Here is a 24,276-nt window from a genome sequence, read left to right as displayed (position 1 = left end):
CATCGGCAACCCCGTTCCCAGGACTCCCTTGAATCATAAATAACTCAGTCGACTCAACATGTCATCGGACAGACACTCAGGCATCTTGCACGCCTGGCTCACATTGCCGAGCTGCCTGGCCAATTTCGAAAGGCCGACTTTCGCCCGGATGACGTTCTGATACTTCGTCATGGTCGTGTCCCTGCAAAACGCCGAGGCCGGATGCGTCCTGACCCCGACCACTCCGCATCCGACCTCGGCGCACGACTCAGCTCTATGACACCATTTGTCCGATCAAATCTCAACTACTGCAAATCTCCCCATGTATATTTCTACAGAATTGAATAATTCGTATCTCATTTCAAATCGTCAGGGTGACTAAGGTCACAAAACCAGCCGCCGAGGTATTTAGTCGACGGCGCCTTCGGATCGACTGGCGGCTTTGCGGCTTCGACCTTCGCACGAAATGGCTCGGAACTGTCCCGCGGCTGGAAACCCAGATGATTGGCACCTGAATTGTCGATCGTCTTCACCTTGTTGTCCGATACGCCGAACGAGATAGTATGGCCCACGCGAGGGGCAGTAAGTGAGGCTTCGACCAGACGCACACAATCCGCGAATGAAAGGTAGGACCACAGCATGCGGCGGTCGGCCGGCTCGGGGAAGGACGAGAAGATGCGCAGGCAGACCGACTCGATCCCGAACTTGTCCCAGTAGAGCCGGCTCAGGCTTTCAACAAAATTCTTGGAAACGCCGTAGAGGCTGTCGGGCCGCACGGGCGCGTCAATCCCGATGTGCGCCTCGACCTCGTGATAACCGATCGCATGGACCGACGAAGCGTAAATCACTCGCCTCGCGCCGTGTTTCCGCGCGCCCTCATAGATGTGATAGGAGCCGCGGATGCTGGAATCGAGGATCGTTTGCCACGGGCTCTCGTTCGGGGCGCCGCCGAAATGCACGATCGCGTCGCAACCCGCGGTCGCCGCGATCGTGGCCTCCATGTCGGCGAGATCGAAGACGGCTGCCTCCTCGTGGGGCGCGAGGTCCGTAAATTGCTGACGCCCGGCGAGGCGGATCGTCTTGGCGAGAGGAGCCAGACCTTTCCGGAGTTCCGAACCGAGGCGGCCGGCCGCTCCGGTAATTAAGATACGTTCATACAAAGGCATGTTTTACTCCACACGCGTTACGGCATCTTTGATCCGGCACACCGCCTCGGCCATCATGGCGTCACTGGTCGCTGTCGAGATGCGGACGTAGGGAGAGAGGCCGTAGGCTGCACCCGGCACCGCTGCGATGCGGCCCTCTTCCAACAAGTAGCTAGCCACGGCCGTATCGTCGGCCAGCACGGTGCCGTTCGGGGCCTTGCGGCCGATCAGACCCCCGCAGCCGATATAGGCGTAGAAGGCGCCTTCGGGCGGCGGCAGGGTCAGCCCGTTGATCGTGCGTATTCCCTCGACCACGAGGTCGCGGCGTCTTTCGAAGGCGCGGCCGAATTGGCCGACATGGTCCTGCGGCCCGGTGAGCGCGGCGACGGTCGCGGCCTGCGCGACCGAGCATACTGATGTTACCGACTGGCTCTGGATCGTATTCATGGCCTTCAGCAGCGGCGCCGGTCCGGCGGCATAGCCGACGCGCCAACCGGTCATCGCATAGGCCTTGGACACGCCGTTGACGATGAGGCTCTGATCTCGCAACTCAGGGCAGGCCTTGCCGAAGGAGACGAAGCGGCGGCCATCGAAGATGATGTGCTCGTAGATTTCGTCCGACAGGACCATGACCTGAGGGGTGCGAGCCAGCACCGCGCCGAGCGCTTTGAGGTCTGCGTCGGAATAGCAGGCGCCGGAGGGATTGCCCGGCATGTTGAGGAAGACCCATTTGGTCCTGGCCGTGATGGCTCTCTCCAGCCCTTCGGGCGTCAACCGGAACCCGGCGGTTTCGGAGCATTCGACGACCACGGGCGTGCCGCCGAGCAGTTTCACTATCTCGGGATAGGAGACGAAATAGGGCGCGGGCAGGATCACCTCGTCACCGGGCTCCAGCGTTGCCATCAGTGCGTTGAAGATGATCTGCTTCGCGCCGTTGGCCACCGTGACGTCGTCGGCCGAAACGTCGAGCCCGTTTTCCCGGCGAAATTTGCCGGCTACCGCCTCACGCAGTTCGGCCGTCCCGGCCGAAGCCGTGTAGAGCGTCTGGCCTTCCCGCGCGGCGCGGAACGCCGCCTCCACGATGTGAGCTGGCGTGGGGAAATCGGGCTCGCCGAGACCGAGGTCGATCACGTCGACCCCCGTGGCGCGCAGCGCCTTGGCGGCTTGCGAGGCTGCCATCGAAGCCGACGGCTTCACCGCAGACAAGCGGGACGCGATATAGGTCATGATCGGCTCTCCGTCAGGTAGCCCTTGTATTCATCCTGCGCCCGCGTTTCGGCGCTGCGCCCGGCGGGATCGCCATAGCCGCCGCCGCCCGGCAATTCCAGGATCAGCGTGCGGCCGGGCGGAACATGCTGCCAGCCCTTGGGTCGCATCGTCGTGCCGTCGTCAAGTTTGACGAGGCCCGGCGCCCCGTTCCCGCCGCCGTTGCGACCCTGCGCGGCGTGATTGACCCGCTCGAACATTGCGGAAAAGTCGAATTCGTGACCCTCCAACGGCGCGATCTCGATGACCTGCCCAAGCCCCCCGCGATACTTGCCATCGCCGGCCGAGCCGGGGCGCAACTCCTTGCGCCAGATCACGATCGGCCCGGTGTGCTCGGTCGCCTCGATCGGCATGGTGTGGACGCCCGAGGGGAAGGCCGTGGCTGAGAGCCCATCGAGCCCCGGCCTTGCCCCCATGCCGCCCGAGTTGAACATCAGCACCTCGGCGCGGCGCCCCTCGGCGCCAGGCGCGGGACGAACCGACATGTGAATGTTCCAGAGCGCACCCGCGCCCTCGGCAAGAATTCTGCCCGGTAGCGCCTCGGCCAGGGCGCCGAAGACAAGGTCCGGCACCATATGGCCGAAGATGTGCCGCAGGGCGACGGGCGCAGGCCGGACAGCGTTGAGGATGTTGACCGGCGAATGCACGGTAAAGAAGGCGAGCGACGCTGCATTGTTCGGGATGTCGGGCGCCACCACGCATTTCAGCGCGTAGCAAGCATAGGCTTTGGAATAGATGATCGGGCAGTTGATGCCGAAGCCGCTCATCGGATCGGTGCCGGTGAAGTCGACATCGACCTGATCCTCGCCGATCGTCACAGACGCGGCGAGCTTCACGGGCGCATCATAGCCGTCCGTGGTCAACTCGTTCGACCAACGTCCCTTGGGCAGCGCGGCGATGCGCTCCCGCATGGCGTCGCGGGTCCGGGCGAAGATGAACGCCCCGAGGGTGTCGAGCGAGGCGAGCCCGATCTCCTTCATCATGCCCACGAGGCGGCGGTGACCCACCTCGTTGCAGGCCGCGAGCGAGTAGAAATCGCCCACCACCTGATTTGGTTCACGCACGTTGGCCCGGATGATGCGGACGAGATCGAGGTTGACCTTGCCCCTCTCGGCGAACTTCATGATTGGGATCTGGATGCCTTCCTCGTAGACGGATTTCGCGTCCGCTCCAAAGCCCCGCCCCCCGACATCCACGACATGGGCCGTGCAGGCGAAGAAGGCCACGAGTTCGCCGTTCAGGAACGACGGCGACACCATGGTGATGTCGTGAAGGTGGCCAGTGCCGAGCCAGGGGTCGTTGGTGACATAAGTGTCGCCCTCGAACATATCTTCCCGCGGGATCGCGTCCATGAAGTGGCTGACCGCCTCCGCCATGGTGTTGACGTGACCCGGCGTGCCGGTAACAGCCTGGGCCAGCATCTCGCCCTTAGGGTTGAAGACGCCGGCCGAAAGGTCTCCGGATTCGCGGACCGAGGTTGAGAAGGCGGTGCGCATCAACGTCAGCGCCTGTTCCTCGACGACCGAGATCAACCGGTTCCACATAACCTGCATGCGGATGTCGCCGATGTCGCTCATGCGGAAACTCCCTTGCGGATCAGCAGAATGGACCCGTCGCTCTGGATGACGGCGTCGAAGGAAGTGGTGACCACGGTCGAGGTTTCGCGCTCGACGATCACAGCCGGGCCGGCGACGCGGTCGCGGCTTGCAAGCGTGGTTCGCTCGACGATTCCATAGGTCTGCATCGCACCTGTGGCTGGATCGAAGACCGAGCGGGTGACCGTCGCAGGAACGCTCAGCCCGCCTTGCGTCAACGCGTGCCGCGCGCTGGAAGGGCGTTCGTCGGTCGCTTTCACGGACCAGGTAACGATCTCGATTTCGAGATCCCCGAGCCCGTCGATGGCACGGCCGAAGAAGCGCTGGTAGTTCTCGCGGAACAGACGTTTCAGCTTGGCGGCCGCATTGTCTCCGAACGGCTCGTCCGGCAGCGGCACGGGGATTTCCCAACCCTGCCCGGCATAGCGCATATAGGCGGTGATCTCGCGCACGATGGAGCCGCTGGTGCCGGCCCGCACGAAGCTTTCGACCGTGGCCTTCAGGTCGTCGAGCAGCGCGTTGGTCTCGTCCGCGTCGAACCTAGACAGGCGGGTTAGACGTGAGGCAAGTGCCTCGTAGCCGAAGGGTGCCTTCAGAAAACCGATGGCCGAGCCGACGCCAGCGCCCCGCGGCACCAGGCAGCGGTCGATGCCGAGCTTCTCGCACAGCCGGGCCGCATGGAGAGGAGCAGCGCCCCCGAAGGCGATCATCAGGTTGTCCGAGATGTTCTTGCCATTCTCGACCGCATGTACCCGGGCCGCATTGGCCATGTTCTCGTCCACCACCTCGCAGATGCCGAAGGCCGCGTCGACGACGTTGAGCGAGAGCCGCTCCCCCACGTCGCAAAGGATCGCCGCCTCGGAGGCTGCGGTGTCGAGCTTGATGGCGCCGCCCGCGAAATTGTCGGGGTCGAGCTTGCCGAGCACGAGATCGGCGTCGGTGATGGCGGGGCGCTTGCCGTCGCAGCCGTAGCAGGCGGGGCCGGGCTCAGAGCCGGCGCTTTCCGGGCCAGTCTGGATTCGCCCCATAGCGTCGACCCATGCGAGCGAACCGCCGCCCGCGCCGATTTCGATCATCTCAATCACTGGGATCGAGATCGGCATGCCGGAACCCTTGGAGAAGCGATAGGTGCGCGCGACCTCGAAGGTGCGGGCGGTGCGTGGCGTGAAATCCTCGATCAGGCAGATTTTTGCGGTGGTACCTCCCATGTCATAGGAGACGACTTTCTCAATACCGAAGCGCCGCGCGATGTCGGCCGCGAAGATGGCGCCGCCGGCCGGGCCCGATTCGACAAGGCGCACCGGAAATTCGGCTGCCGTCTCGACCGAGATCAAGCCGCCGCCGGAATGGATCATGAAGACCGGGCAGGTCGCGCCCATGTCCTTGAGCCGCATCTGGAGACGGGTGAGATAGTCGGCCATCTGCGGGCGCACATAGGCGTTGGCGCAAACCGTGTTGAAGCGCTCGAACTCGCGCATCTGCGGCGAGACCTCGGCGCTGATCGAGATCGGCAGTCGCACCGTTTTCGCCAGGATGTCGCGGGCGCGCTTCTCATGCGCGGGGTTGGCATAGGCGTGGATAAAGCCGATCGCCACCGCCCCGAACCCGCCGGCCGAGATCCTGTCCGCGATGGTTTCAAGCGCCGCCTCGTCGAGCGGCTGCAATTCCTGCCCCTCGGCGCCGATGCGACCGTTTACGACAAAGCGGTCTTCGCGGGAGATCAGCGGCTTCGGCAGCTGAATGTTGAGGTCGTATTGCTCGAAGCGGTTTTCGGTCCGCATCTCGATGACATCTCGAAAACCCTCGGTGGTGATGAAGGCCGTCTTGGCACCACGGCGCTCAATCAAGGCATTGGTGGCGAGCGTCGTACCGTGGATCACAATGCCGATGTCACCGAGGGTGATGCCGCCCTCGCGCGCCACGATCTCGATACCGTCAAGGATCGCCTGTTCGGGCGCCGCGTAGTTGGTCAGGATCTTGGTCGAAAAAATCATGCCGCGAACGTCGAGCGCAATGTCCGTGAACGTGCCGCCGATGTCCGCGCCGAGACGAATATCGTCCTGTCTGGAACTCATCCTCAAGCCTTGCGAGAAGCGAGCGCGGCATCGCGCATCTGGGAGAGGGTCTGCCGGGGCGTCAGCGCCTCGGGCGAAATCATAAGGTCGAGCACCGCGCCCGTCCTCGACGCCAGAGCCCGCTCGAAGGCGGCGGCGAAATCGGCGGTTGTCTCGACGCGCTCGGCATGAAAGCCATAAGAGCGGGCTAGTCCGACGAAATCGGGGTTCTGCAGCGTCGTGCCGGACACGCGGGCCGGATAGGTCCGCTCCTGATGGGCGCGTATCGTCCCATAGATGCCGTTGTTGAGCACCAGCACGATAGGTTGCGCGCCGGCCTGCAGCGCGGTGCCGAGCTCCTGGCAGTTCATCTGGAAATCGCCGTCGCCCGCGAGACACACCACCGTGCGGTGAGGATGCGCGACCTTCGCCGCGATCGCGGCGGGCAGGCCGTAGCCCATGGCGCCCGATTGCGGTGCGAGCAACCGCGCCTCCCGCCCGAAGCGGAAAAACTTGTTGGGCCAGACCGTGAAATTGCCGGCCCCATTGGTGAGGATCACATCGGCCGGTAGGTTGTCTCGCAGGTAGGCCGTGACCGCGACCATGTCGACTGGTCCCGGCTGAGCGGGGGCGGTGAAACTCGCCGCGTATGCCTCGCGCGCGCTGGCCCGCCACGCGGCCCATTCGCCCTTCACGGGCGAGAGCGCCGCAGAAAACGCGTTCGGCCCGGCCTGGATGCCGAGCGTCGGCACGTAGATCTTGCCGATCTCGCGATCAGAGCCGTGGACATGGATGAGCTGTTGGCTCGGCACCGGCACGGTCAGGAGCGTGTAGCCGTCTGTGGTCATCTCGCCGAACCGAATGTTGAGGGCGAGGATCGTGTCGGCGTTGCGGATCAGCATTTTCACATGCGGAGGCATGCCGACGCCCGCCTCGCCGACGTAAACCAGCGAATGGTTGTCGAACTGGTCCTGGTAGCGGAAGGCGGCCACAACGGGGATGTCGGACGCTTCCGCGAAAGTCTGGAGCGCGGCCCGTCCCGCCTCCGTCCAATTGGCTCCGCCCATTATGATCAGCGGCTGATGGGCGGACTTCAGGAGCACCTGCGCGGCCTCGATCGCCTGGGCAGTCGGTGCCGGTTCGAAGATCGCAGCAGAACCCGTCAGCGGGGCAGCCTCGGTCAGGCTGGTCAGCATGTCTTCGGGGAGTGCCACCACAACCGGGCCTGGACGACCCGTCAGCGCCGTGGTCCAAGCTCGTGCCACGATCTCCGGCACCCGGTCGACGTCGTCGATCTCGACGGCCCATTTCGCCAACGTGCCGAACACGGCGCGGTAGTCGATCTCCTGGAATGCCTCGCGGCCCTTCATGGCGGTGCCGACCTGGCCGACGAACAGGATCATGGGCACGCTGTCCTGCATCGCGGTATGAATCCCGATGCTTGCGTTGGTGACGGCCGGCCCGCGCGTGACGAAGCAAAGGCCCGGCGTGCCTGTGAGCTTGCCATAGGCTGCCGCCATGAAGGCCGCGCCGCCTTCGTTGCGGCAAAGGACGTAGTCGAGCGTGCCGGCGGTGTCGTGCAGGGCGTCCAAGATCGCGAGATAGCTCTCGCCCGGAACCCCGAAGCTCACCGTCGCACCGAGCGCCTTCAGGCATTCGACCAGCAGTTGGCCACAGTTGCGCGTCGTCATCTAGGTTCCTGAAACGGCGTCGAGCCTCGTGTGACAAGACGGTGCCCCTTGGCGCCGATCGGCGAAATCAAGAAAATCGGCCTATTGGAAAGTTTCGCTTTCGGTTGATCCTCAAGGTCGCGTGAGCCCCTCCCTCCCTTTGCCTTCGCGGAGGAGCGTGGGGGGCGTGGGCCTACGAGACCGGCTAAACCGCATTGGACAGGTGCACGAGCACGCCCGGGTTCATGGTGCCGGCCGGATCGAACGCCGCCTTGAGCCGGGCCATCAGTGCGCGTTCGACCGGGCTTCGGGTGCGGTCCGCCAAGGCGACCTTGGCGCGGCCGAGACCATGTTCGGCCGCGAAGCTGCCGCTCATCGCGGTCGCGAGCTCCGCCAGCGCCTGCCCGAGCGCCTCCGCCTTGTTGGCGAAATCCGCCTGCCCTTCGGGTGGCGAGAGATTGTAGTGAATGTTGCCGTCCGCGAGATGTCCGAAAGGATTGATGCGGACGCCAGGCAGGATCGCCTCACAGGCCTCCGCCCCCAACGCGATGAAGCGCGCGATCTCATGGGGGGGGCACCGCTATGTCATGCTTGAGTTGCGCAGCCTCTAACCGCTGGCCTTCCGGCTGTTCCTCACGCAGCCGCCAGACATGCGCGCGCTGTTGCTCCGACATTGCCAACGCGCCGTCGATCACGAGTCCCCGTTCCATGCCCCATTCGAGCGCGGCGTTCAGGATCTCGCCGAGCGGCACGCGCGCCGAGCCGGATGTGAGCTCGACGAGAGCATAGACGCCACCGCGCGTCTCCAGCGGATAGGTGAGGGCATCGAGGTGTTTCAGTATCCAGGCGAGCCCCAAATCCGAGAAGAATTCGAGCCCAGACAGGAACTCACCAGCCTCGGCACGAAGATGGGTGGCGAGGGTCACGGCCGCAGCCGCGTCCGGGAGGGCCAGGAGTGCCGTCGCCCGCTGCCTAGGCGCCGGATAGAGCTTGAGAACTGCGCGGGTCACGATTCCCAGCGTACCTTCGGCGCCGCCGAAGACTTTTCGGAGCTGATAGCCGGCATTGTCCTTCTGTACGGCGCGCAGCCCGTCCCACACCGTGCCATCGGGCAGGACGACTTCGAGGCCTAGGACGAGGTCCTGCATCATGCCATAACGAAAGGCGTGACTGCCGCCCGCATTGGTGCCGATGAGGCCGCCGATCCGGGCACTGCCCTCCGCTCCGAGATGCATTGGAAAGACGAGCCCGTGCGGTTCCAGCGCCGCGTGCAGTGTCGCCAGCACCACGCCGGCCTCGACCCGGATCGTGGTACTGGCCGGGTTCGGCATGTCCATCGCGGTCATCCGGGCAAGCGACACGATCACGGTATCGGAACGCTGCGCGACGGCGCCGCCGCATAGCCCGGTATTGCCACCCTGCGGCACCACCGAGAGGCCCGAGGCGTGGCAGAGCCGGACAACGGCCGCGACCTCCTCGGTGCTGGTCGGCCGAGCCACACCGAGCGGTTCGACACCATAACGGTCAAGCCAGTCCCGGCAATATTGTTCGGTGTCGGGGCCGGTCAGCCAGCCTTTCGGGCCGAGGAGGTTCGCGAGGGCCGTGTCGGGCATCATGGCCGCAGTCCAGTGTGGTCCACGCTTGCCGCCACTCTTGCGAGGCGGCCACGCCGCGGTCGCACTCCAGGCGGCGTTGGATACGAGGGATCATCACGCCGAGTTGCTGCTCGCGACGTCGGTGGAACGGCTCGGGACAGTGCCTTCATCCTCGTTAATGCTTCAGGATCTGCGACAAGAACTGCCGTGTCCGTTCGTTCTTGGCCGCGGTGAAGAACGTGTCGGGAACCGCCTCCTCGACGATCTCGCCGCGATCCATGAACAGGATTCGGTCGGCGACCCGCCGGGCAAAATTCATCTCATGGGTGACGCAGATCATCGTCATGCCCTCGGAAGCGAGCGTCACCATCACGTCGAGCACCTCCGATATCATCTCGGGGTCGAGCGCTGAGGTGGGCTCGTCGAACAGCATGATTTCGGGCCGCATACAGAGCGCCCTGGCGATTGCGACGCGTTGCTGCTGGCCGCCCGAGAGCTGCCCCGGATACTTCATCGCCTGTTCCGGGATGCGCACCTTCTCGAGGTAGCGCCTGGCTGCCGCTTCCGCCTCGGCCTGGGGAACCTTGCGGACCAGCATCGGGGCCAGGGCGCAGTTCTCCAGCACCGTCATGTGCGGGAACAGGTTAAAGTGCTGAAATACCATCCCGACTTCGCGACGGATCTCATCGATGTTGCCGACGTCGTCGTTGAGCTCGGTCCCGAGCACAATGATCGTGCCGCTCGAATGCTCCTCGAGCCGGTTGATGCAGCGGATCATCGTCGACTTGCCGGAGCCGGAGGGCCCGCAGACGACGATCTTTTCGCCGCGTCGCACCGTGAGGTTGACGTCCCTTAACACATGCAGCGGGCCGTAATACTTGTTGAGCCCGACGATCTGGAGGGCAGGCGCGGCTGGGCCGGGAACGGTCATGACGATCTCCTACCGCGCTCCAACCGCCATTCGGCGTTCCAAAAAAGCGCCGTAACGGGACAGGCTGAAGACGAAGACGAAATAGATGAGCGCGATGAAGACATAGACCTCGACATAGGCGAAACGCCATTCGCCGGTACCGTAGGCCGCGTTGCCGGAGGCCAGGATCTCGAAAAAGCCGACGATCACCACGAGGGACGTCTCTTTGAAGGTGATCACGAACTGGTTGATGGTCGCTGGCAGCGCGTTGCGCATTGCCTGCGGCAGCATGATCCTGCTGACGCGCTGCCAATAGCTGATGCCGAGCGCCATCGAGGCTTCTTCCTGGCCACGTGGCACGCCTTGGAGACCGCCGCGCACTATCTCGGCCTGATAGGCCGAGAAGAACAGAGCCGAGCCGAGGATCACCCTATAGAGCTTATCGCCGATGAGGGACTGCGGCAGCGCGAAGGGCAGCACGATGGCAAAGGTGAAAAGGATCGAGATCAGCGGCAGCGAGCGCACGCCGTCGATGATGATCCCGGTGGTCTTCGAGATCCAGGGCAGTTCCGAGCGGCGTAGGAGAGCCAGTCCGATCGCAAGCGGGAAGCCGATCAGGCAGGTGGAGACGAATATAAACAGGGTGAGCACGAGGCCACCCCACACCTCTTCGCCCTCATAAGGCAGGCCGAGAATGCCGCCCTTCAGCAGGAGATAGAAGAGGCCGGTGCCGGCCACCCAGACGAGCGGCAGGCGCCGTGCGGTCCAGAAGGCCGGAATGCAGCTCAGCACCGTGATGGCCACGACGGTCAAGCAGGCCAGCGCCGAGCGCCATTGCTCGTCATAGGGGTAGAGCCCGAATAGGATGATCCGCCAGCGCGCCGCGATCACGGACCAGCAAGCACCCGCCCCGGGGGTCAGGCAAGCCTGCGCGCCCCGGCTTGGATCGAAGACCGCCGTGAGCAGCGCCCAATCGAGAATTGTCCAGACAACCGTCACCATCACGGCGAGGCACAGAAGGGAGACGACGGCTTGCAGCGGGGTGGCGAAGAAGCGGCGCTTCCAATCGGCTGCGAGGCTCGGTGCCGGAGGGCGGAGTGCGATGACGGTCATTCCTGCCCCCGGAGTTGATTGCCCTTGAGGGCGATCGCCTTGTTGATGCGGTTGAAGATCGCCGCGAGGCTCAGGTTGATGGCGAGAAACCCGCCCATCAGGATGCCGATCGACTCGATCGTCTGGCCCGCGTGGTTGATTGCGAGCGCCACGATCATGAAGAAGTCCGTGAAGCCGACCGCAATGCCGAGGGTCGTGGCCTTGATGAGCCAGACATATTGGTTGGTGAGGATCGGCAGCATGGCGCGCATGGCCAGCGGTAGACGAATGAGGGAGAAAATCTGCCAGCCGGAAAGACCGAGCGCGTTGGCGGCCTCGACCTGCCCTTTCCCGACCGAAAGGAAGCCGCCGCGCACGATCTCCCCGATATAGGACCCGCCGTAGATCGCCATCGCGATGGAAAGCGCGGTGAATTCCGGTGAGACCCGCAGACCGCCGCGTAGGTTCAGGCCCTGGAGCGCCGGAATGTCGAGGAACGGCGTTCCGGAGGCATGGCCTACCAGGAGGATCACGACGGCAAGCGCGAGGGCCACGGCCGTGGCGGCGAGCTGGATCGTGCCGCGCTCGCCGAAGGGCCGCTGCAGCTGCGAGGTCCGGCCGAGCCAGATCGGCAAAGCGATGGCAGCGATCAGGGCAAAGGCGGCGGCTACGAACGCTGGCGCCGCCACATTGGGGATCGGAAGGTAGAACCCACGGCTGCTGAGGACGAAGCCCGCAACCCCACGCGCGGCGCGGGGTGCCGGCAGGTGCGTGATGATCGCGAACCAAAAGAAGAGCTGCAGGATGATGGGGATGTTGCGGAATATATCGACGTAGGTTCGCCCCAGCAGGTTGGCGAGTTCGTTTTTGGAGGTGCGTGCCAAGCCTACGATCGTGCCGAAGACGGTCGCCAACACAAGCCCTGTCGTGCCGAGGAACAGGGTGTTCAGAATGCCGATTAGAAAAAACCACCAGTAGGGGTCGTTCGCGCTCGCTGGCAACAGCGAGAAATTCACGTCCCATCCAGTCGATTTCCAAAGGAAATCGAACCCCGCGGTCATACCCTGCGCGGCGAGGTTTTTCCGCGCGATCAGGATGCCACACAGCACCAGTCCGGCTAAGCCGCCCACGAACAGCACTTGCTGGACTGTGTTGCGTACCTTCTGGTTCTTCAGCATAGGGATCATGAATCGACTCCTGCCGATCGACGGGTGAAGTTTGGTTCGCACACCAATCCGGTCTGGTCGGTTCCCCTTTCAGGTGAGAGCAGCGCCCAGTAGGCGGCCCGTTGGATCGGTACCGTCCCCAGCTTCACCCGATAGGGCTCCGCCTGTCCTGCCTCTCTAGAAAGGAGGAGAACGCCCTTATCGCCTCCCGACCATGCCCGGCCATGATATCGTCCGTTCGGTACGGCACCCATTTCGCCACGGGCGTCCCTGCACGGGGGCGAGCGACCAGACATTCTGGCCACTCGTCGTTCCTCTATTCGGGTTCGGCGATGCCGCCGCGGGACGAGGGCTTTGCAGGCCGATCTGACGACTAGTCGATCACCAATGGGAACAGGACGCCGCCGTTGTTCCAGAGGTTGGTGAGGTCGCGGTCCATTTTGTAGGGCGAGTCCTTGCCCATGTCGCGATCGAAGATCTCGCCGTAGTTGCCGACCTTCTTGATCACGTTATAGGCCCAGTCGTCCGACAGCCCGAGGCCCTTGCCCATGCCAGGCGCCACGCCGAGGAATTTTGCGACCTGTGGCGAGGTCGGCTTGGCTTTGATCTCGTCGACGTTCTTGGACGTGATGCCTTCCTGCTCGGCGAAGATCAGCGTGGTCAGCATCCAGTTCGCGATATTGACCCAGTTGTCGTCGCCCTGGCGCATGATCATGACTTCCGGCTCGACCGCGAGCACGTCGGGCAGGATCACGTGATCCTCGACCTTGCCCTTAGCGACGCGGGCGATGGCGAGCGTCGGTCCCCACTGGGCGTAGAGATCGCAACGCTTGGAAAAATAGGCCTGTTCGAGTTCCTCGGTCTTCTCGATCAGCACAGGCTCGAGCTTGATGCCGAGCTTTTGCGTGTAGGCCGCCACCTGCTGCTCCTGCGAGGTGCCCGCCGGGATACAGATGGTGCCGCCGTTGGCATCCTTCAGTGACTTCAGGTTCAGCTCCTTGTGAGCCATCACCTTGGTGGTGCCGAGGTAATAGGACGAGGAAAACTGCAGCCCGAGGTCGGTGTTGCGGCTCAGCGTGCCCCCCGACGCCTTGATGATGATGTCGACTTCGCCCGACTGGAGTGACGGCCAGCGTTGGGCCCAGCTGATCGGCACGATCTTGAGCTTCTCGGGGTCGCCGAAGACGGCCGTGGCCATCGCCCTGCACAGGTCGATGTCCATGCCCTTCCACTTGCCCTTGTCGTCGACTTCCGCAAAGCCGAGGTAGGAGCCGTCGTGGCCGGTACATTGCAGCACGCCCCGCGCCTTGACGGCGTCGAGCGTTTTGCCCCCGGCGGCCTGTGCCGGGAGCGCGAAGGGAATGAGACCGAGGGCGATAGCCGCGGTCCCCCATTTTGAAAATGTCATCGTTCTTCTCCAGATGTGGCAGTCGAGTGGTGGCGTTTTCTTGTTCTTGAAGCGCACTGAATTCACGCATGAATCCAGGATGTCGGACCATCAATCCGAGAGCGGGGTCGCCTTCGGGAGAGGGGATGTCTTGAGATCGCTGCGCCAATCCTGCTGCAGCAGCCAGCGATGCAGAGCCGCGACGGCCTTGACGCGCAGGTGGCCGCGCGGAACCACCAGGTAGAAGCCGGGAACCTCCTCGGGCCGCATGTCGGCCAACGCGTCCCGGCCGATGGGAGCCACGAGCGCGCCCGAGCGCAGGTCCTCTTCCGCGTCATTGACCGAAACGAGACCGATGCCGATCCCCTGGTGGGCGGCGCGGCGCATCGTGGCGGCGTCGTCGAACCCGATGCTGTGGTCGCCCTCCGTCTGTTCCACCCGGAGGTGGCGAAGGATGTCGGGCCACAGTCGCAGCGACTTCACGGTGTCGAGCAACGTGAAGCGCTGTAGATCTGTCGAGGTCTCGATCTGCCGGCCGATCTCCGGCGTGCAGCAGATCACCTTCGGGTCCGGCACCAGCAGCGTGGTTTCATAGGAAGTCCAGTCGCCATAGCCCCACTGCACCGTCATATCGATGTCGTCGCGACCGAACGCGGGCAGGTCCACCATCGTGGTGAGCCGCAGGTCGGCGCCAGGCAGGATCTCGCGAAAGAGAGCCAGACGCGGCAACAGGTAGTGAGTTGCGAAATAGGGGCTGGCGTTGAGATTGATCCGATCGCGGTAGGTCGATTTCGTGACTCGCCGCACACCCTCGGCGAATTCCTCGAAGCCGGCATTGACGAAATGGGACAACAGGATGGCCTGCTCGGTCAGCTCAATCGCGCGGCCCTTGCGTTCGAAAAGAGTGACCTGCAGCACGTCCTCCAGAAGCTTGATCTGTTGGCCCACGGCCTGCGGTGTCACCAAGAGCTCGTCGGCGGCCTGCCGAAAACTCCTGTGGCGCACCACGGCGTGGAAGACCCGCAGCGTATTGAGCGGAGGAAGGCGCAGCTTGCCGGTCACCGTTGTCGCGCCTCCGTCTGGCCAGAGGTTCTCGTTATGGCGAAGCGAGAACCCTCAGGCGTAGATATACCCGCCGGAGACGATCACCTGCTCGCCGGTCATGAAGGTGTTCTTCGGACCGCCGGTCATCAGCACCCATTCGGCAATCTCGGCAGGCTCCGCGCCGCGGCCGAGTGGGCTCGCCTTGGCGAGCTCCTCCAGGAAGCCGAGCTGCCGTGCCTTGTCGGTCGCCATACCGGCAGGCGCCACGGAATTGACCAGGATGCCGTCCTTGGCGACATGTTGGGCGACCGAGCGAGTGAGGCTCACAACGGCCGCCTTGGTGGCCGCGTAGTGCGCGTTCTGCGGGTGCGCCTTGAAGGCATCGACGGAGGTGAGGTTAATGATACGCCCGCGCACGTGGCCCTTAGGTTCCTGGGCCTGCATATGGCGGATGGCCGCCACCATCATGTGATAAGTGCCCTTGATGTTGATGCCGTTCGAAGCATCCCATTCGGCGTCGGTAATCTCAAGGATTGGCCGCCGCGGATAAATGGCGGCACAGTTGATCAGCGTATCGACGCGGCCAAGCTTTTGGACGATCGCATCGAAGGCAGTATGACACTGCGGGCCGACCTGGATGTCGCAGGCGGCCGAGGCGGCCGGCAGACCCTTGGTACGAGCCGGCACCAGCGCCGCCTCAGCCGCTTCGGCATTGATGTCGATGATGCCGACCCCAGAAGCGCCTTCCTCAACGACCTTCTGCGCCAGGAGAGCGCCGAGGCCGGAACCGCCGCCGATGATGAGAACCGAGAGATCTTTCATGGCTTCAGTACTCTGGAGTTGATGTTGATGGGGGCGACGGGGCGCGTTGGGAGGATGTCGAACCGCGTGACGGCGGCGGCAGGCGGAAGAGCCAAGACGGCGACGACAATTTTGGCCACGTCCTCGGGCTGAAGCGAAAGACGGCCGGCATACATTGCCTGACGCGCCTCGGAGTCGAGGATGTCGCGGTAGAGCTGCGTCTCGACCCGCCCGGGAACGATCTCGGTGATGCGAATACCGGCTGGCGACAATTCGGCACGCAAAGATGCCGCGAAGGCCGAGATGGCGGCCTTGGTGGCGGAGTAGACGGCAAAATTGGGTGACGGCGCGTGGCCGGCCGTCGATCCGGTGAACAGGATGTGGCCCGATTGACGCTCCCGCATCTGCGGTACCACCAGGCGCGTCAGCAGGACGGCTGCGCTGAGATTGACCTCCAGAGTGCTGTCGATGTCCGACACCGCCATATCCGCAAAGGCGCCGAGCGGCGGCATGATACCGGCATTGTTGATGAGCACGTCGACCTGCAGGCCTGACATCGAAGCGTGAAGCGAGTCGCGATCCGTCAGTTCGAGGGCGATGGGCGTGATGCCACGCTGCGTGGCCCGCAGTTCGTTCAGCGCCACCTCGCTGCGTCCAAGGGCATAGACTTCGTAGCCAGCCTCAGCGAGGGCCACCGCCATCGCCCGGCCGATGCCGCTCGTTGCCCCGGTGATCAAAGCTGTCGTCACAGGCTGGTCCTTGATTAATGCCCCTTACTTTGTGGGTATCGTCCCCCCAACGAAAACAAGAAAATTGGGGCATTGGAAAGCGGAGCTTTCGGTCTGGTCCGGAGCCGGGATTTGTGCCGCGCCGCGTGCGGGAACGGATATGCAGCTTGCATATCCGCGCGAACAGTCCAGGCGGCCACGGGATGGCAAGCATGCTCACTGCACCCCGACTTTCTCTCGCAACATGTCCTCGTGGGAGAGGCGAAGCCGTCGACGATGTGCCTGAGCCGTGCAACACCGACTGGTAGTCGGGCGACGGGCGTCACTTCATCGTCAGCGAGCGCATCAACTCGGCGAACGGCGTCTCCGCACCCAACGTCTGCCGGACATCCGATTGCGCGATCCCTGATGCCAGCGCCAAGGCCCGCACGCGCTCAAGGCTGTTGGCGAGATGACGCCGCATGGCATCGCGGGCTGCTGGGCCGTTCCCTCGCTCGATTGCGTCCACGATGTGTTCGTGCTCGGTGTGAATGCGCGCATAATAGGCATCCTTCAGCTCGGGTGCCACGATATGGCGGAGTTGGAATCGCGGCACGATGATCGGGCGCAGGTAATCGAGGAAACCGAGAATGAAGGCGTTGCCGGCCGCCTTGGCGACCGCCAGATGGAAATCGTAGTCGTAGTGGATCTGCACTGCCGTCGGGTCGTCGTGGCGGGCGTCGATCCCCTCCATGAGAGCGCGAATGGTTTTGGCCTCGCAGTCAGTTCGCCGCTCGGCGCAAAGGCCAGCCGCTTCGACCTCTACGCTGAGCCGCAACTCCAGAAGCGCGATCGTCTCCGGCAGCGTCTTCAACGCTTCGTCGGGGATCGAGAAGTTGCGCGGGACGGGAGCCTCGCTGACGAACATACCCCGGCCCTGTTGCGGTACGATCAGGCCGCCAGAGCGCAGCCGCGCGACGGCTTCCCGAATAACGGTCCGGCTGACGTCATATTCCCGGCAGAGGTCGGCCTCGGTCGGCAGTTGTGCGCCCAGAGCGATCGCGCCGGAGCGAATCCTCTCGGCCAGTCCTTCGGCGACGATCGTGGAGAGCGGCTTGCGCTTGGTCATAGTCCGCCTTTTCCTGCGGGCCGCCCCTACACGGCGGCGGTCACAATCAGTTCGACCAGCATGCCGGGCTTGGCCATGCGACCCTCGCCGGACGAGCGGGCAGGCGCATGTTCCTTTGACACCCAGGCGTCCCAAACCACATTGACTTCGGAGAAGTCGCGGACGTCGTCGAGCCACATTTGGGCATGTAGGATGCGCGTCTTGTCGGATCCGGCCTTGGCCAGGAGGCCGTCGATCTTGTCCAAGACCTCCTGCATCTGCTCGCCGGCCGACCGGCCTGGGGTACCGACCTGCCCGGTGAGGTAGATCGTGCCGTTGTGGATGACCCCATGATGGATGCGGGTGTCGAAGTCGAAGCGCTTGATGTCGCTCATAAGCTTTCCTTGTAGTTCCCTCATGTCGAGAAAGCCTCGAGGCTGCCTCGGCATGGGGCGATGAATGGGCTACGTCGGTTTGGCGACGTTGCGGATCGGATTGCCCTGAAGGTAGTGTGCATAAGGCGCCTGGACGAGCCAACCGGCATCGACAGGCAAGGTCACGCCGGTGATCGAGGCTGACCGGTCCGAACAGAGAAACAGCGCCGCCTCCGCCACGTCGTTCGGCTGGACGAACTTGCGCAATGCGGTTGTCGCCAAGATGGCGTCCGGGTTGCGCTCGCCCTTAGCGATCCGCGCTTTCAGCCCGTCTGACAACGTGTAGCCCGGCGCCACTGCATTGACCCGCACGCCCTGTGGTCCGAGTTCGGCCGCCAGGATCTCCGTGAGCGCCTTCACGGCGTGCTTACCAGGCGTATAGGCGGGCAGCGACAGCGGCGCGAAGGAGGCCAGCGAGCCGACGTTGAGGATCGCGCCGCGACCAGCAGCCGACAGCAGCCGCCCGAACACCTGGCAGCCGAGCAGCGTACCGCGATAGTTCACACGCCACATCCGCTCGTCCTCGGCAAGATCTTGGTCGAGTACTCTTTGGCCGCTCTGCAGGATACCAGCGCTATTGACGACGGCATGGGGCGCTCCGAACTCCTCCTCGATGGCCTTGGCCAAGGCTTCCACCGAAGCCGGACTGGTTACGTCAGTGGCGACGAAGCGGGCCGCCGGAGCACCGGCCGTCTCGCAATCCTTGGCAGCGGTCCCACCGCGCTCGAGATCCCGGCCAGCAATCACCATCTGCCAGCCGTCCTCGGCAAAGCGCATCGTTATGGCGCGACCGATCCCAGAGGTGCCGCCGATGACGACGGCGGTTCTTACCTCATCCATGCCGCGGCTCCGTCCGCTCGATGTCGAAGAACTCCGACATGCCCTTGACCTGAAAATCCATCATCGGGCGACCGTAGTGAACCCGGCAGCCCTTCTCCTTGGCAATGCGCAGAAGCTCGGTCTCAGCCGGCTCCATAATGATGTCGACCACCGTCATGCCAGAAGCAAGCTTACTCGTGTCGAGCGGCAACGCGTCGCCGGTGTGCATGCCGATCGGCGTCGCGTTTACCACTAGGTCCATGCCGCTCGGGTCGGGCTCGCCCGCCACGATTGCACAGGACGGGAACGCCTTGGCGACGAGCGCCGCAAGGTAGGCCGCCCGCTCCCTGTCGACGTCGTTCAGTCGGATCTCCGCCGCGCCAGCTTCGGCCAGACAATAGGCGATCGAGGAGCCTGCACCGCCGGCTCCGACCTGCAGCACGCGCTTGCCGGTGAAATCGTAGCTATGGGCCCGGAGCGAATCGATGAAGCCGACGCCGTCGAAATTGTCGGCATACCAGGTGCCGTCGGGCAGGCGGCGCACCGAATTGGCACTTTCGACGCGGACTGCACGGTCGTGGCCGCCCGCGCATTTGCCGTAGACTGCGGTCTTGTAGGGCACCGAGATGATCACGCCGCGGATGTTCTCCGCTGCCGTGAGGCCGGCCCAAAAGGTTTCGAAATCCTCGGGTCGGCAGGTCAGTGGCACCATCAGGCTGTCGAGGCCTTTCGCCTCGAAGATCTCGTTGAAGATCCCGGGGCTTTTCGCGTGGCCCACGGGGTGGGCCAGCATCACGAACACATCGGCTTTGCCGGTACCACGCATCGGTCAGGTCCTTTCGGCGGAGAGTGTGTGGGCGCTCATCCGCTCGATCGCGCGGACAAGCGAGGAATGATCGTCGTCGGCGCCATCATGAGCCGTGCAGGCGCTCATGAGGTGCTGTGCCGAAGCGGTATTGGGCAGCACCACGCCGAGGCTGCGGGCGCTGTCGAGCGCGAGCCCAAGATCCTTTTGGTGGAGCTTGATGCGGAAGCCTGGCGCGAAGGTCCGATTGATCATCCGCTCGCCGTGCACGTCGAGCACGCGCGAAGCGGCGAAACCGCTCATTAGCGCGGCTCGCACCTTGGCAGGATCGCAGCCGGCCTTGCTGGCGAAGACCAGCGCCTCGGCCACCGCCTCAATGTTGAGCGCCACCATGATCTGGTTGGCGATCTTGCAGATCTGGCCCGCGCCGTTTCGCTCGCCGATCAGGTTGATGTTTTTGCCGAGCGTCTCGAAGATCGGCTTTGCGCGGTCGAAGTCTGCCTGCAAGCCGCCCACCATGATGGTGAGGCTCGCGGTCTTGGCGCCCACCTCGCCTCCCGAGACCGGTGCGTCGAGGTAGCCCGCCCCGACCTCACGGATCCTGGCCGAAAAACCTTCGGTTGCGATCGGGCTGATCGAGCTCATGTCTATGACGAGTGCGCCTGAGTGGGTGCCTTCGACGACACCTCTCGTGCCGAGCAGCACCCGCTCGACGTCGGGCGTATCGGGCAGCATGGTGATTACGAGGTCGGCTCCGCAGGCGACGTCGGCCGGCGAGCCGAAGACCTCCGCATCGAGGCCCTCGGGAAGTGGCGAGCGGTTCAGCACCGTCGCTACGGTGTGTCCCGCCTTGACAAGGTTGCGTGCCATGGGCGCGCCCATGACGCCCAACCCGATGAACCCGATCCGCATGCGAACCCTCAACTTCTCTTGCCGCCGATCTCTGGAGGTTATACGACATCATACAAATTTCAATGTGTGCTTTGTCGGAGCTCGGGATGCAGGAACGTGTGAATTCTCTGAAGGCCGACCTGGGAAATGGCCAAGCGTCCATCGGCCTTTGGTGTTCACTTGCGTCAGCGCTGACCACCGAAGTCGTGGCGAGTTCTGGAGCCGGGTGGTTGCTTATCGACAGTGAGCATAGCCCCAACGATCTGCGCAGCATCATGGCGCAACTCCAGGTGCTCGGCGGCTACCCTTGCGAGGGCGTTGTGCGGCTTCCGTCCGACGACGCGGTCGGGATCAAGCAAGCGATGGATGTCGGAGCCCGCAGCCTGATGATCCCCAACATTCGCACCGCCGAGCAGGCCCGCAAAGTTGTGGCTTCTGTCAGCTATGCCCCGAAGGGTGCTCGCGGATTCTCCGTTGGGCATCGCGCCAATGCCTTCGGCCGCATCGCGGGCTACCATGGTACGGCGCGCGAGCAGCAGTTGCTGGCGTTGCAGATCGAATGCGAGACAGGCGTTGCAAATGCGGCCGAGATCGCGGCGGTCGAGGGCGTCGACGCGCTCTTCGTCGGGCCCGGCGATCTCTCGACCAACATGGGTCACATGGGCAATCCGGGCGTCGAGCCTGTGCAGACCGCCATCGCCTCCGTGCGCGCGGCGGCAGCCCGAGCCGGCAAGGCGAGCGGCATCCTGGCGCCCGTCAAGGCCGACGCCGACCGCTACCTCGCTGGCGGCTTCACCATGGTGGCGGTCGGGTCGGACCTGGGTTTGCTGGCGCGAGGCTCGGACGCTCTCATCGCCTCCTTCAACCGGTAACCGGAGCCCTCTCTTGCCCATCCCTCCCTATAAGGCGCCGAGACGCACAAGCTATGACATCGTCATCGTAGGTGGCGCGGCAGTCGGCTCCTCGACCGCCTATTGGATGAGCCAGGCCATCGGGCCAGAAACCTCGATCCTCGTTGTCGAACGCGACAGCACCTTCGAGTTCTCCTCGACGGCGCTGTCGACCAGCGCAATCCGCCAGCAATATTCCAACCCGATCAACGTCAAGATCAGCCAGTTCGGCATCGAGATCATCAATTCGTTTCCGGAGCGGATGGCAAAGTTCTTCCCCGGGGAGCCGGCGCCTGACCTTGGCTTCAAGGAACATGGCTACCTTTATTGCACGTCGCCCGAGGGTGTCGATTCCGCCCGTGCCCGCGTCGAGTTGCAGCGCAGCCTCGGCGCCCATACGGTGTGGCTCACCCCCGATCAGATCCGAACGCAGTTCCCTTACGTGAATGTGGAAGATCTCGGCGGTGCCTCCTGGGGCGCACGCGAGGAGGGTTGGTTCGACTCCATGGGCCTGCTCAACGGGTTTCGGCGCGCTGCCCGTGGATCGGGCGTCGAATATATCGACAATTGCGTGACGGGGCTCACGCTTGCGGGTGGCAAGGTCGCTTCCGCAACGCTCTCGACCGGCCAGACGGTCTCATGCGGCACACTGGTGAATGCGGCCGGCCCGCGTGCGCAACAGGTGGCTCAGATGGCAGGTCTGTCGATCCCGGTCGAGCCGCGCAAGCGCTATAGCTTCGTGTTTTCCAGTGCGACGCCAATTCCGGGCAAGATGCCGAACGTCATCGATCTCTCGGGCACTTTCGTTCGGCCCGAGGGCGAGCTTTTCCTCACCGGCAACACGCCGCAAATGGAGATCGCGAAGGACTATACCGACTTCGAGATCGATCACGCGGAATTTGACGATTATATCTGGCCGTCGCTCTACCACCGCATTCCGGACTTCGACGCACTTAAAGTGCAGCAGGCTTGGACCGGCCACTATGAATACAATGTTCTCGACCACAACGGCATCGTGGGCTACCACCCGCGCGTGACGAACTTCATGTTTGCCAACGGCTTTTCTGGCCACGGCCTGCAGCAGTCGCCTGCCGTAGGACGCGCCGTGTCGGAACTGATCCTACAGGGCGCTTTCCAAACACTCGACCTATCGCCTTTCTGCTACGAGCGCGTTGAGCGCAACGAGCCATTCTTGGAAGAGGCAGTGATTTGACGTCGCTTATCTCAACGCCGGGCATAGAGGTTGCACTCTCGTTCATCATCAGGGCGATGACCGATAGCGTTCCTTATAATTATCGGCAGCGAAGTCCCTTCTAGGAGGCAGTTGGTACGCTCTCGGGCGGCCTTGAGAAGGGAGTGTCGCAAACTCTGGTGTAGGCCACAGGACGGGAAGCATCGGCCCCGGTTTTATACTTTGTTAACCTCCGGAAGTTCGAAGCAGAATGCGAGCAGCCGGTTCTGCTCGCAAACTGTCCAGGCACCCGCGAGGCCGAACCCTCTGCGCAACCATTAGCATCGCCTCTAACCCCTGGATCGTCCGCCGGGTGGTATTGAAGGATCGGAACCCGCCGACGCGCGGCATGTTCTTCTTGACCCGGAAATGGTCGCTCTCGATCCCCTGCTGCAGGTGCTTGGTCCCGTAGTGCTTCGGGGTGGTTGGCAGCAGGCCAGCCTTTCGGGTCGCCGCGATCGCCGGCGGATATGGACTGGCCGCGTCCGTGCCAATCCGATCAGGCGCCAGCAACGGCTGGTCCTCCAGCATCTTGCGGAAGAACGTAAGCGGTGCCCCGAGCACACCTTCGTAGGCGCGGGTAGCTATGTTATGCTGCTCGGGCGGTAGCCTTGAGCCCGGGAATGGTCGGATAGGCCCAGGGAAGCAGATCATCGATGCGGCTCTGGGGAATGCCATCGACGATGCGGGCGATGACGTCGGCCAGGTAGCCCTGCGGACCGACGCCGTTCAGCTTGCAGGTTTCAACGAGCGAGGCGATCACCGCCCAATGTTCGCCGCCGCGATCTGATCCAGCGAAGAGTGCATTTTTTCGATTGAGGGCCAGGGGCCTGATTGAACGCTCGACCGTATTCGAGTCCATCTCGATACGGCCGTCCTCGACGAAGAGCGTCAGCCCGGTCCAGCGTGAGGTTGCGTAGCGGATTGCCTCGGCGAGCGTGCTCTTCTGGCTGATGAGGGCCAGCTTGTCGCGCAGGAAGCGTTCCAGCGCGACTAGGAGCGGCCGGCTCCGCGCTTCTCGGGCCCTGCGGCGCACCTCGGCCGACTGACCGGCGATCTCACTCTCGATCCGGTACAGAGCTGCGATACGCGCCAATACCTCGCTGGCGACCGGCGACGCGCCCTTGGCCGCGAAGTCGACGAACTGCCTCCTGACGTGAGCCCAGCAGAACGCAAGTCTCACGCCTTGCCGCTCGGCAAAGACGCGGTAGCCTGCATAGCCGTCGACCTGCAGCACACCTCCGAAGCCGGCGAGATGCGCGATGGGGCGCTCGGCCTTCCGGTCAGCCGCGTAGACGTAGGCCACCGCCGGTGGATCCGTGCCGCCCCAGGGCCGGTCATCCCTCGCATAAGCCCACAACTGCCCCGTCTTGGTGCGGCCACGGCCGGGATCGAGAACCGGCGCGGTGGTCTCGTCGGCAAAGAGTTTGCCGGAGCCGCGCAGCTTGGCGAGCAGCCGCTCGTGCACGGGGCGCAGCAGTTGGGCGGCGCGCCCCACCCAATCGGCCAGCGTGGAACGGTCGAGCATCACGCCTTGCCGGGCGAAGATCTGGCTCTGCCGGTACAGGGGACAATGATCAGCGTATTTGGACACGAGCACATGCGCCACGAGCGCGTCGGTTGGCAGCCCGCCTTCGATCAGCCGGGCGGGCGCAGGCGCCTGCACGACGCCGTCGGTGCAAGCGCG

22 protein-coding genes and 1 pseudogene are annotated in these 24,276 nt (G+C 63.9%); 2 read left to right on the top strand and 21 right to left on the bottom strand.

Annotation, left to right across the window (positions count from 1 at the left end; genetic code table 11):
• Positions 1 to 335 precede the first annotated feature (335 nt).
• The 19 genes from M8523_RS32480 to M8523_RS32390 form a co-directional block, all read right to left on the bottom strand.
• A complete protein-coding gene (locus tag M8523_RS32480; RefSeq protein ID WP_282588987.1) occupies positions 336 to 1,145 on the bottom strand; it encodes an NAD-dependent epimerase/dehydratase family protein in 810 nt (269 codons plus the stop codon).
• Positions 1,146 to 1,148: 3 nt separating this feature from the next.
• On the bottom strand, positions 1,149 to 2,351 hold the full coding sequence (locus M8523_RS32475; RefSeq protein ID WP_282588986.1) for a pyridoxal phosphate-dependent aminotransferase: 1,203 nt from the start codon (positions 2,349 to 2,351) through the stop codon (positions 1,149 to 1,151).
• Positions 2,348 to 3,967: a hydantoinase B/oxoprolinase family protein gene (locus tag M8523_RS32470; protein WP_282588985.1), complete on the bottom strand. Its 1,620-nt coding sequence runs from the start codon at positions 3,965 to 3,967 to the stop codon at positions 2,348 to 2,350. The genes M8523_RS32475 and M8523_RS32470 overlap by 4 nt, the downstream gene beginning before the upstream one ends.
• Positions 3,964 to 6,060, bottom strand: coding sequence for a hydantoinase/oxoprolinase family protein (locus tag M8523_RS32465; protein ID WP_282588984.1), 2,097 nt, complete (start codon positions 6,058 to 6,060; stop codon positions 3,964 to 3,966). The genes M8523_RS32470 and M8523_RS32465 overlap by 4 nt, the downstream gene beginning before the upstream one ends.
• Before the next feature lie 2 nt (positions 6,061 to 6,062).
• Positions 6,063 to 7,730 (bottom strand): thiamine pyrophosphate-binding protein, encoded by a 1,668-nt coding sequence (locus M8523_RS32460; protein ID WP_282588983.1) that lies wholly within the window; start codon positions 7,728 to 7,730, stop codon positions 6,063 to 6,065.
• Between the two features lie 184 nt (positions 7,731 to 7,914).
• Positions 7,915 to 8,253, bottom strand: coding sequence for an FAD-binding oxidoreductase (locus M8523_RS32455; protein ID WP_282588982.1), 339 nt, complete (start codon positions 8,251 to 8,253; stop codon positions 7,915 to 7,917).
• Between the two features lie 19 nt (positions 8,254 to 8,272).
• Positions 8,273 to 9,325, bottom strand: a complete 1,053-nt coding sequence (locus M8523_RS32450) for an FAD-binding oxidoreductase (protein ID WP_282588981.1) — start codon at positions 9,323 to 9,325, stop codon at positions 8,273 to 8,275.
• Positions 9,326 to 9,479: 154 nt separating this feature from the next.
• On the bottom strand, positions 9,480 to 10,235 hold the full coding sequence (locus M8523_RS32445; RefSeq protein ID WP_282588980.1) for an amino acid ABC transporter ATP-binding protein: 756 nt from the start codon (positions 10,233 to 10,235) through the stop codon (positions 9,480 to 9,482).
• Positions 10,236 to 10,244: 9 nt separating this feature from the next.
• Entirely contained in the window at positions 10,245 to 11,327 is a 1,083-nt protein-coding gene (locus M8523_RS32440; protein ID WP_282588979.1) for an amino acid ABC transporter permease, read from the bottom strand.
• Complete coding sequence (locus M8523_RS32435; protein ID WP_282588978.1) at positions 11,324 to 12,493, bottom strand: ABC transporter permease subunit; 1,170 nt, start codon at positions 12,491 to 12,493, stop codon at positions 11,324 to 11,326. The genes M8523_RS32440 and M8523_RS32435 overlap by 4 nt, the downstream gene beginning before the upstream one ends.
• A 352-nt stretch (positions 12,494 to 12,845) precedes the next feature.
• Positions 12,846 to 13,880, bottom strand: a complete 1,035-nt coding sequence (locus tag M8523_RS32430) for an amino acid ABC transporter substrate-binding protein (RefSeq protein WP_282588977.1) — start codon at positions 13,878 to 13,880, stop codon at positions 12,846 to 12,848.
• A gap of 90 nt (positions 13,881 to 13,970) precedes the next feature.
• Positions 13,971 to 14,921, bottom strand: coding sequence for a LysR substrate-binding domain-containing protein (locus M8523_RS32425; protein WP_282588976.1), 951 nt, complete (start codon positions 14,919 to 14,921; stop codon positions 13,971 to 13,973).
• Positions 14,922 to 14,975: 54 nt separating this feature from the next.
• Entirely contained in the window at positions 14,976 to 15,725 is a 750-nt protein-coding gene (locus M8523_RS32420; RefSeq protein ID WP_282588975.1) for an SDR family NAD(P)-dependent oxidoreductase, read from the bottom strand.
• On the bottom strand, positions 15,722 to 16,453 hold the full coding sequence (locus M8523_RS32415; RefSeq protein ID WP_282588974.1) for an SDR family oxidoreductase: 732 nt from the start codon (positions 16,451 to 16,453) through the stop codon (positions 15,722 to 15,724). The genes M8523_RS32420 and M8523_RS32415 overlap by 4 nt, the downstream gene beginning before the upstream one ends.
• A 301-nt stretch (positions 16,454 to 16,754) precedes the next feature.
• Positions 16,755 to 17,540 carry a FadR/GntR family transcriptional regulator gene (locus M8523_RS32410; protein WP_282588973.1) on the bottom strand — a complete coding sequence of 262 codons (786 nt, stop codon included), beginning with the start codon at positions 17,538 to 17,540 and terminating at the stop codon, positions 16,755 to 16,757.
• Positions 17,541 to 17,566: 26 nt separating this feature from the next.
• On the bottom strand, positions 17,567 to 17,914 hold the full coding sequence (locus M8523_RS32405) for a RidA family protein (RefSeq protein WP_282588972.1): 348 nt from the start codon (positions 17,912 to 17,914) through the stop codon (positions 17,567 to 17,569).
• 69 nt (positions 17,915 to 17,983) lie between these two features.
• The gene (locus tag M8523_RS32400) at positions 17,984 to 18,793 is read right to left on the bottom strand and encodes an SDR family NAD(P)-dependent oxidoreductase (protein WP_282588971.1); all 810 of its coding nucleotides are present in this window, start codon (positions 18,791 to 18,793) and stop codon (positions 17,984 to 17,986) included.
• Positions 18,786 to 19,598, bottom strand: a complete 813-nt coding sequence (locus M8523_RS32395; protein ID WP_282588970.1) for a shikimate dehydrogenase family protein — start codon at positions 19,596 to 19,598, stop codon at positions 18,786 to 18,788. Before M8523_RS32395 ends, M8523_RS32400 begins: the two co-directional genes overlap by 8 nt.
• Before the next feature lie 3 nt (positions 19,599 to 19,601).
• Positions 19,602 to 20,489 carry a 2-hydroxy-3-oxopropionate reductase gene (locus tag M8523_RS32390; protein ID WP_282588969.1) on the bottom strand — a complete coding sequence of 296 codons (888 nt, stop codon included), beginning with the start codon at positions 20,487 to 20,489 and terminating at the stop codon, positions 19,602 to 19,604.
• A gap of 86 nt (positions 20,490 to 20,575) precedes the next feature.
• Here M8523_RS32390 and M8523_RS32385 point away from each other — a divergent pair, with 86 nt between their 5' ends.
• Together M8523_RS32385 and M8523_RS32380 are read left to right on the top strand one after the other, a co-directional pair.
• A complete protein-coding gene (locus M8523_RS32385) occupies positions 20,576 to 21,340 on the top strand; it encodes an HpcH/HpaI aldolase family protein (RefSeq protein WP_282588968.1) in 765 nt (254 codons plus the stop codon).
• Positions 21,341 to 21,353: 13 nt separating this feature from the next.
• Positions 21,354 to 22,571 (top strand): NAD(P)/FAD-dependent oxidoreductase, encoded by a 1,218-nt coding sequence (locus M8523_RS32380; protein ID WP_282588967.1) that lies wholly within the window; start codon positions 21,354 to 21,356, stop codon positions 22,569 to 22,571.
• Positions 22,572 to 22,765: 194 nt separating this feature from the next.
• On the opposite strand, the pseudogene M8523_RS32375 reads toward M8523_RS32380, so the two are convergent.
• A pseudogene (locus M8523_RS32375) lies at positions 22,766 to 23,150 on the bottom strand (DDE-type integrase/transposase/recombinase); the annotation flags it as partial.
• A 28-nt stretch (positions 23,151 to 23,178) separates the two neighbouring features.
• Positions 23,179 to 24,276, bottom strand: a 1,098-nt coding sequence (gene tnpC, locus M8523_RS32370) for an IS66 family transposase (protein ID WP_282588966.1), incomplete at its 5' end; no start/stop codon positions are given.

The sequence above is a fragment of the Lichenifustis flavocetrariae genome (assembly GCF_026130545.1).
Classification (GTDB): Bacteria; Pseudomonadota; Alphaproteobacteria; order Rhizobiales; family Beijerinckiaceae; genus Lichenihabitans; species Lichenihabitans flavocetrariae.
The sequence above is the reverse complement of the archived record's forward strand: the minus strand, read 5'-3'. Positions and strand labels throughout refer to the sequence as shown.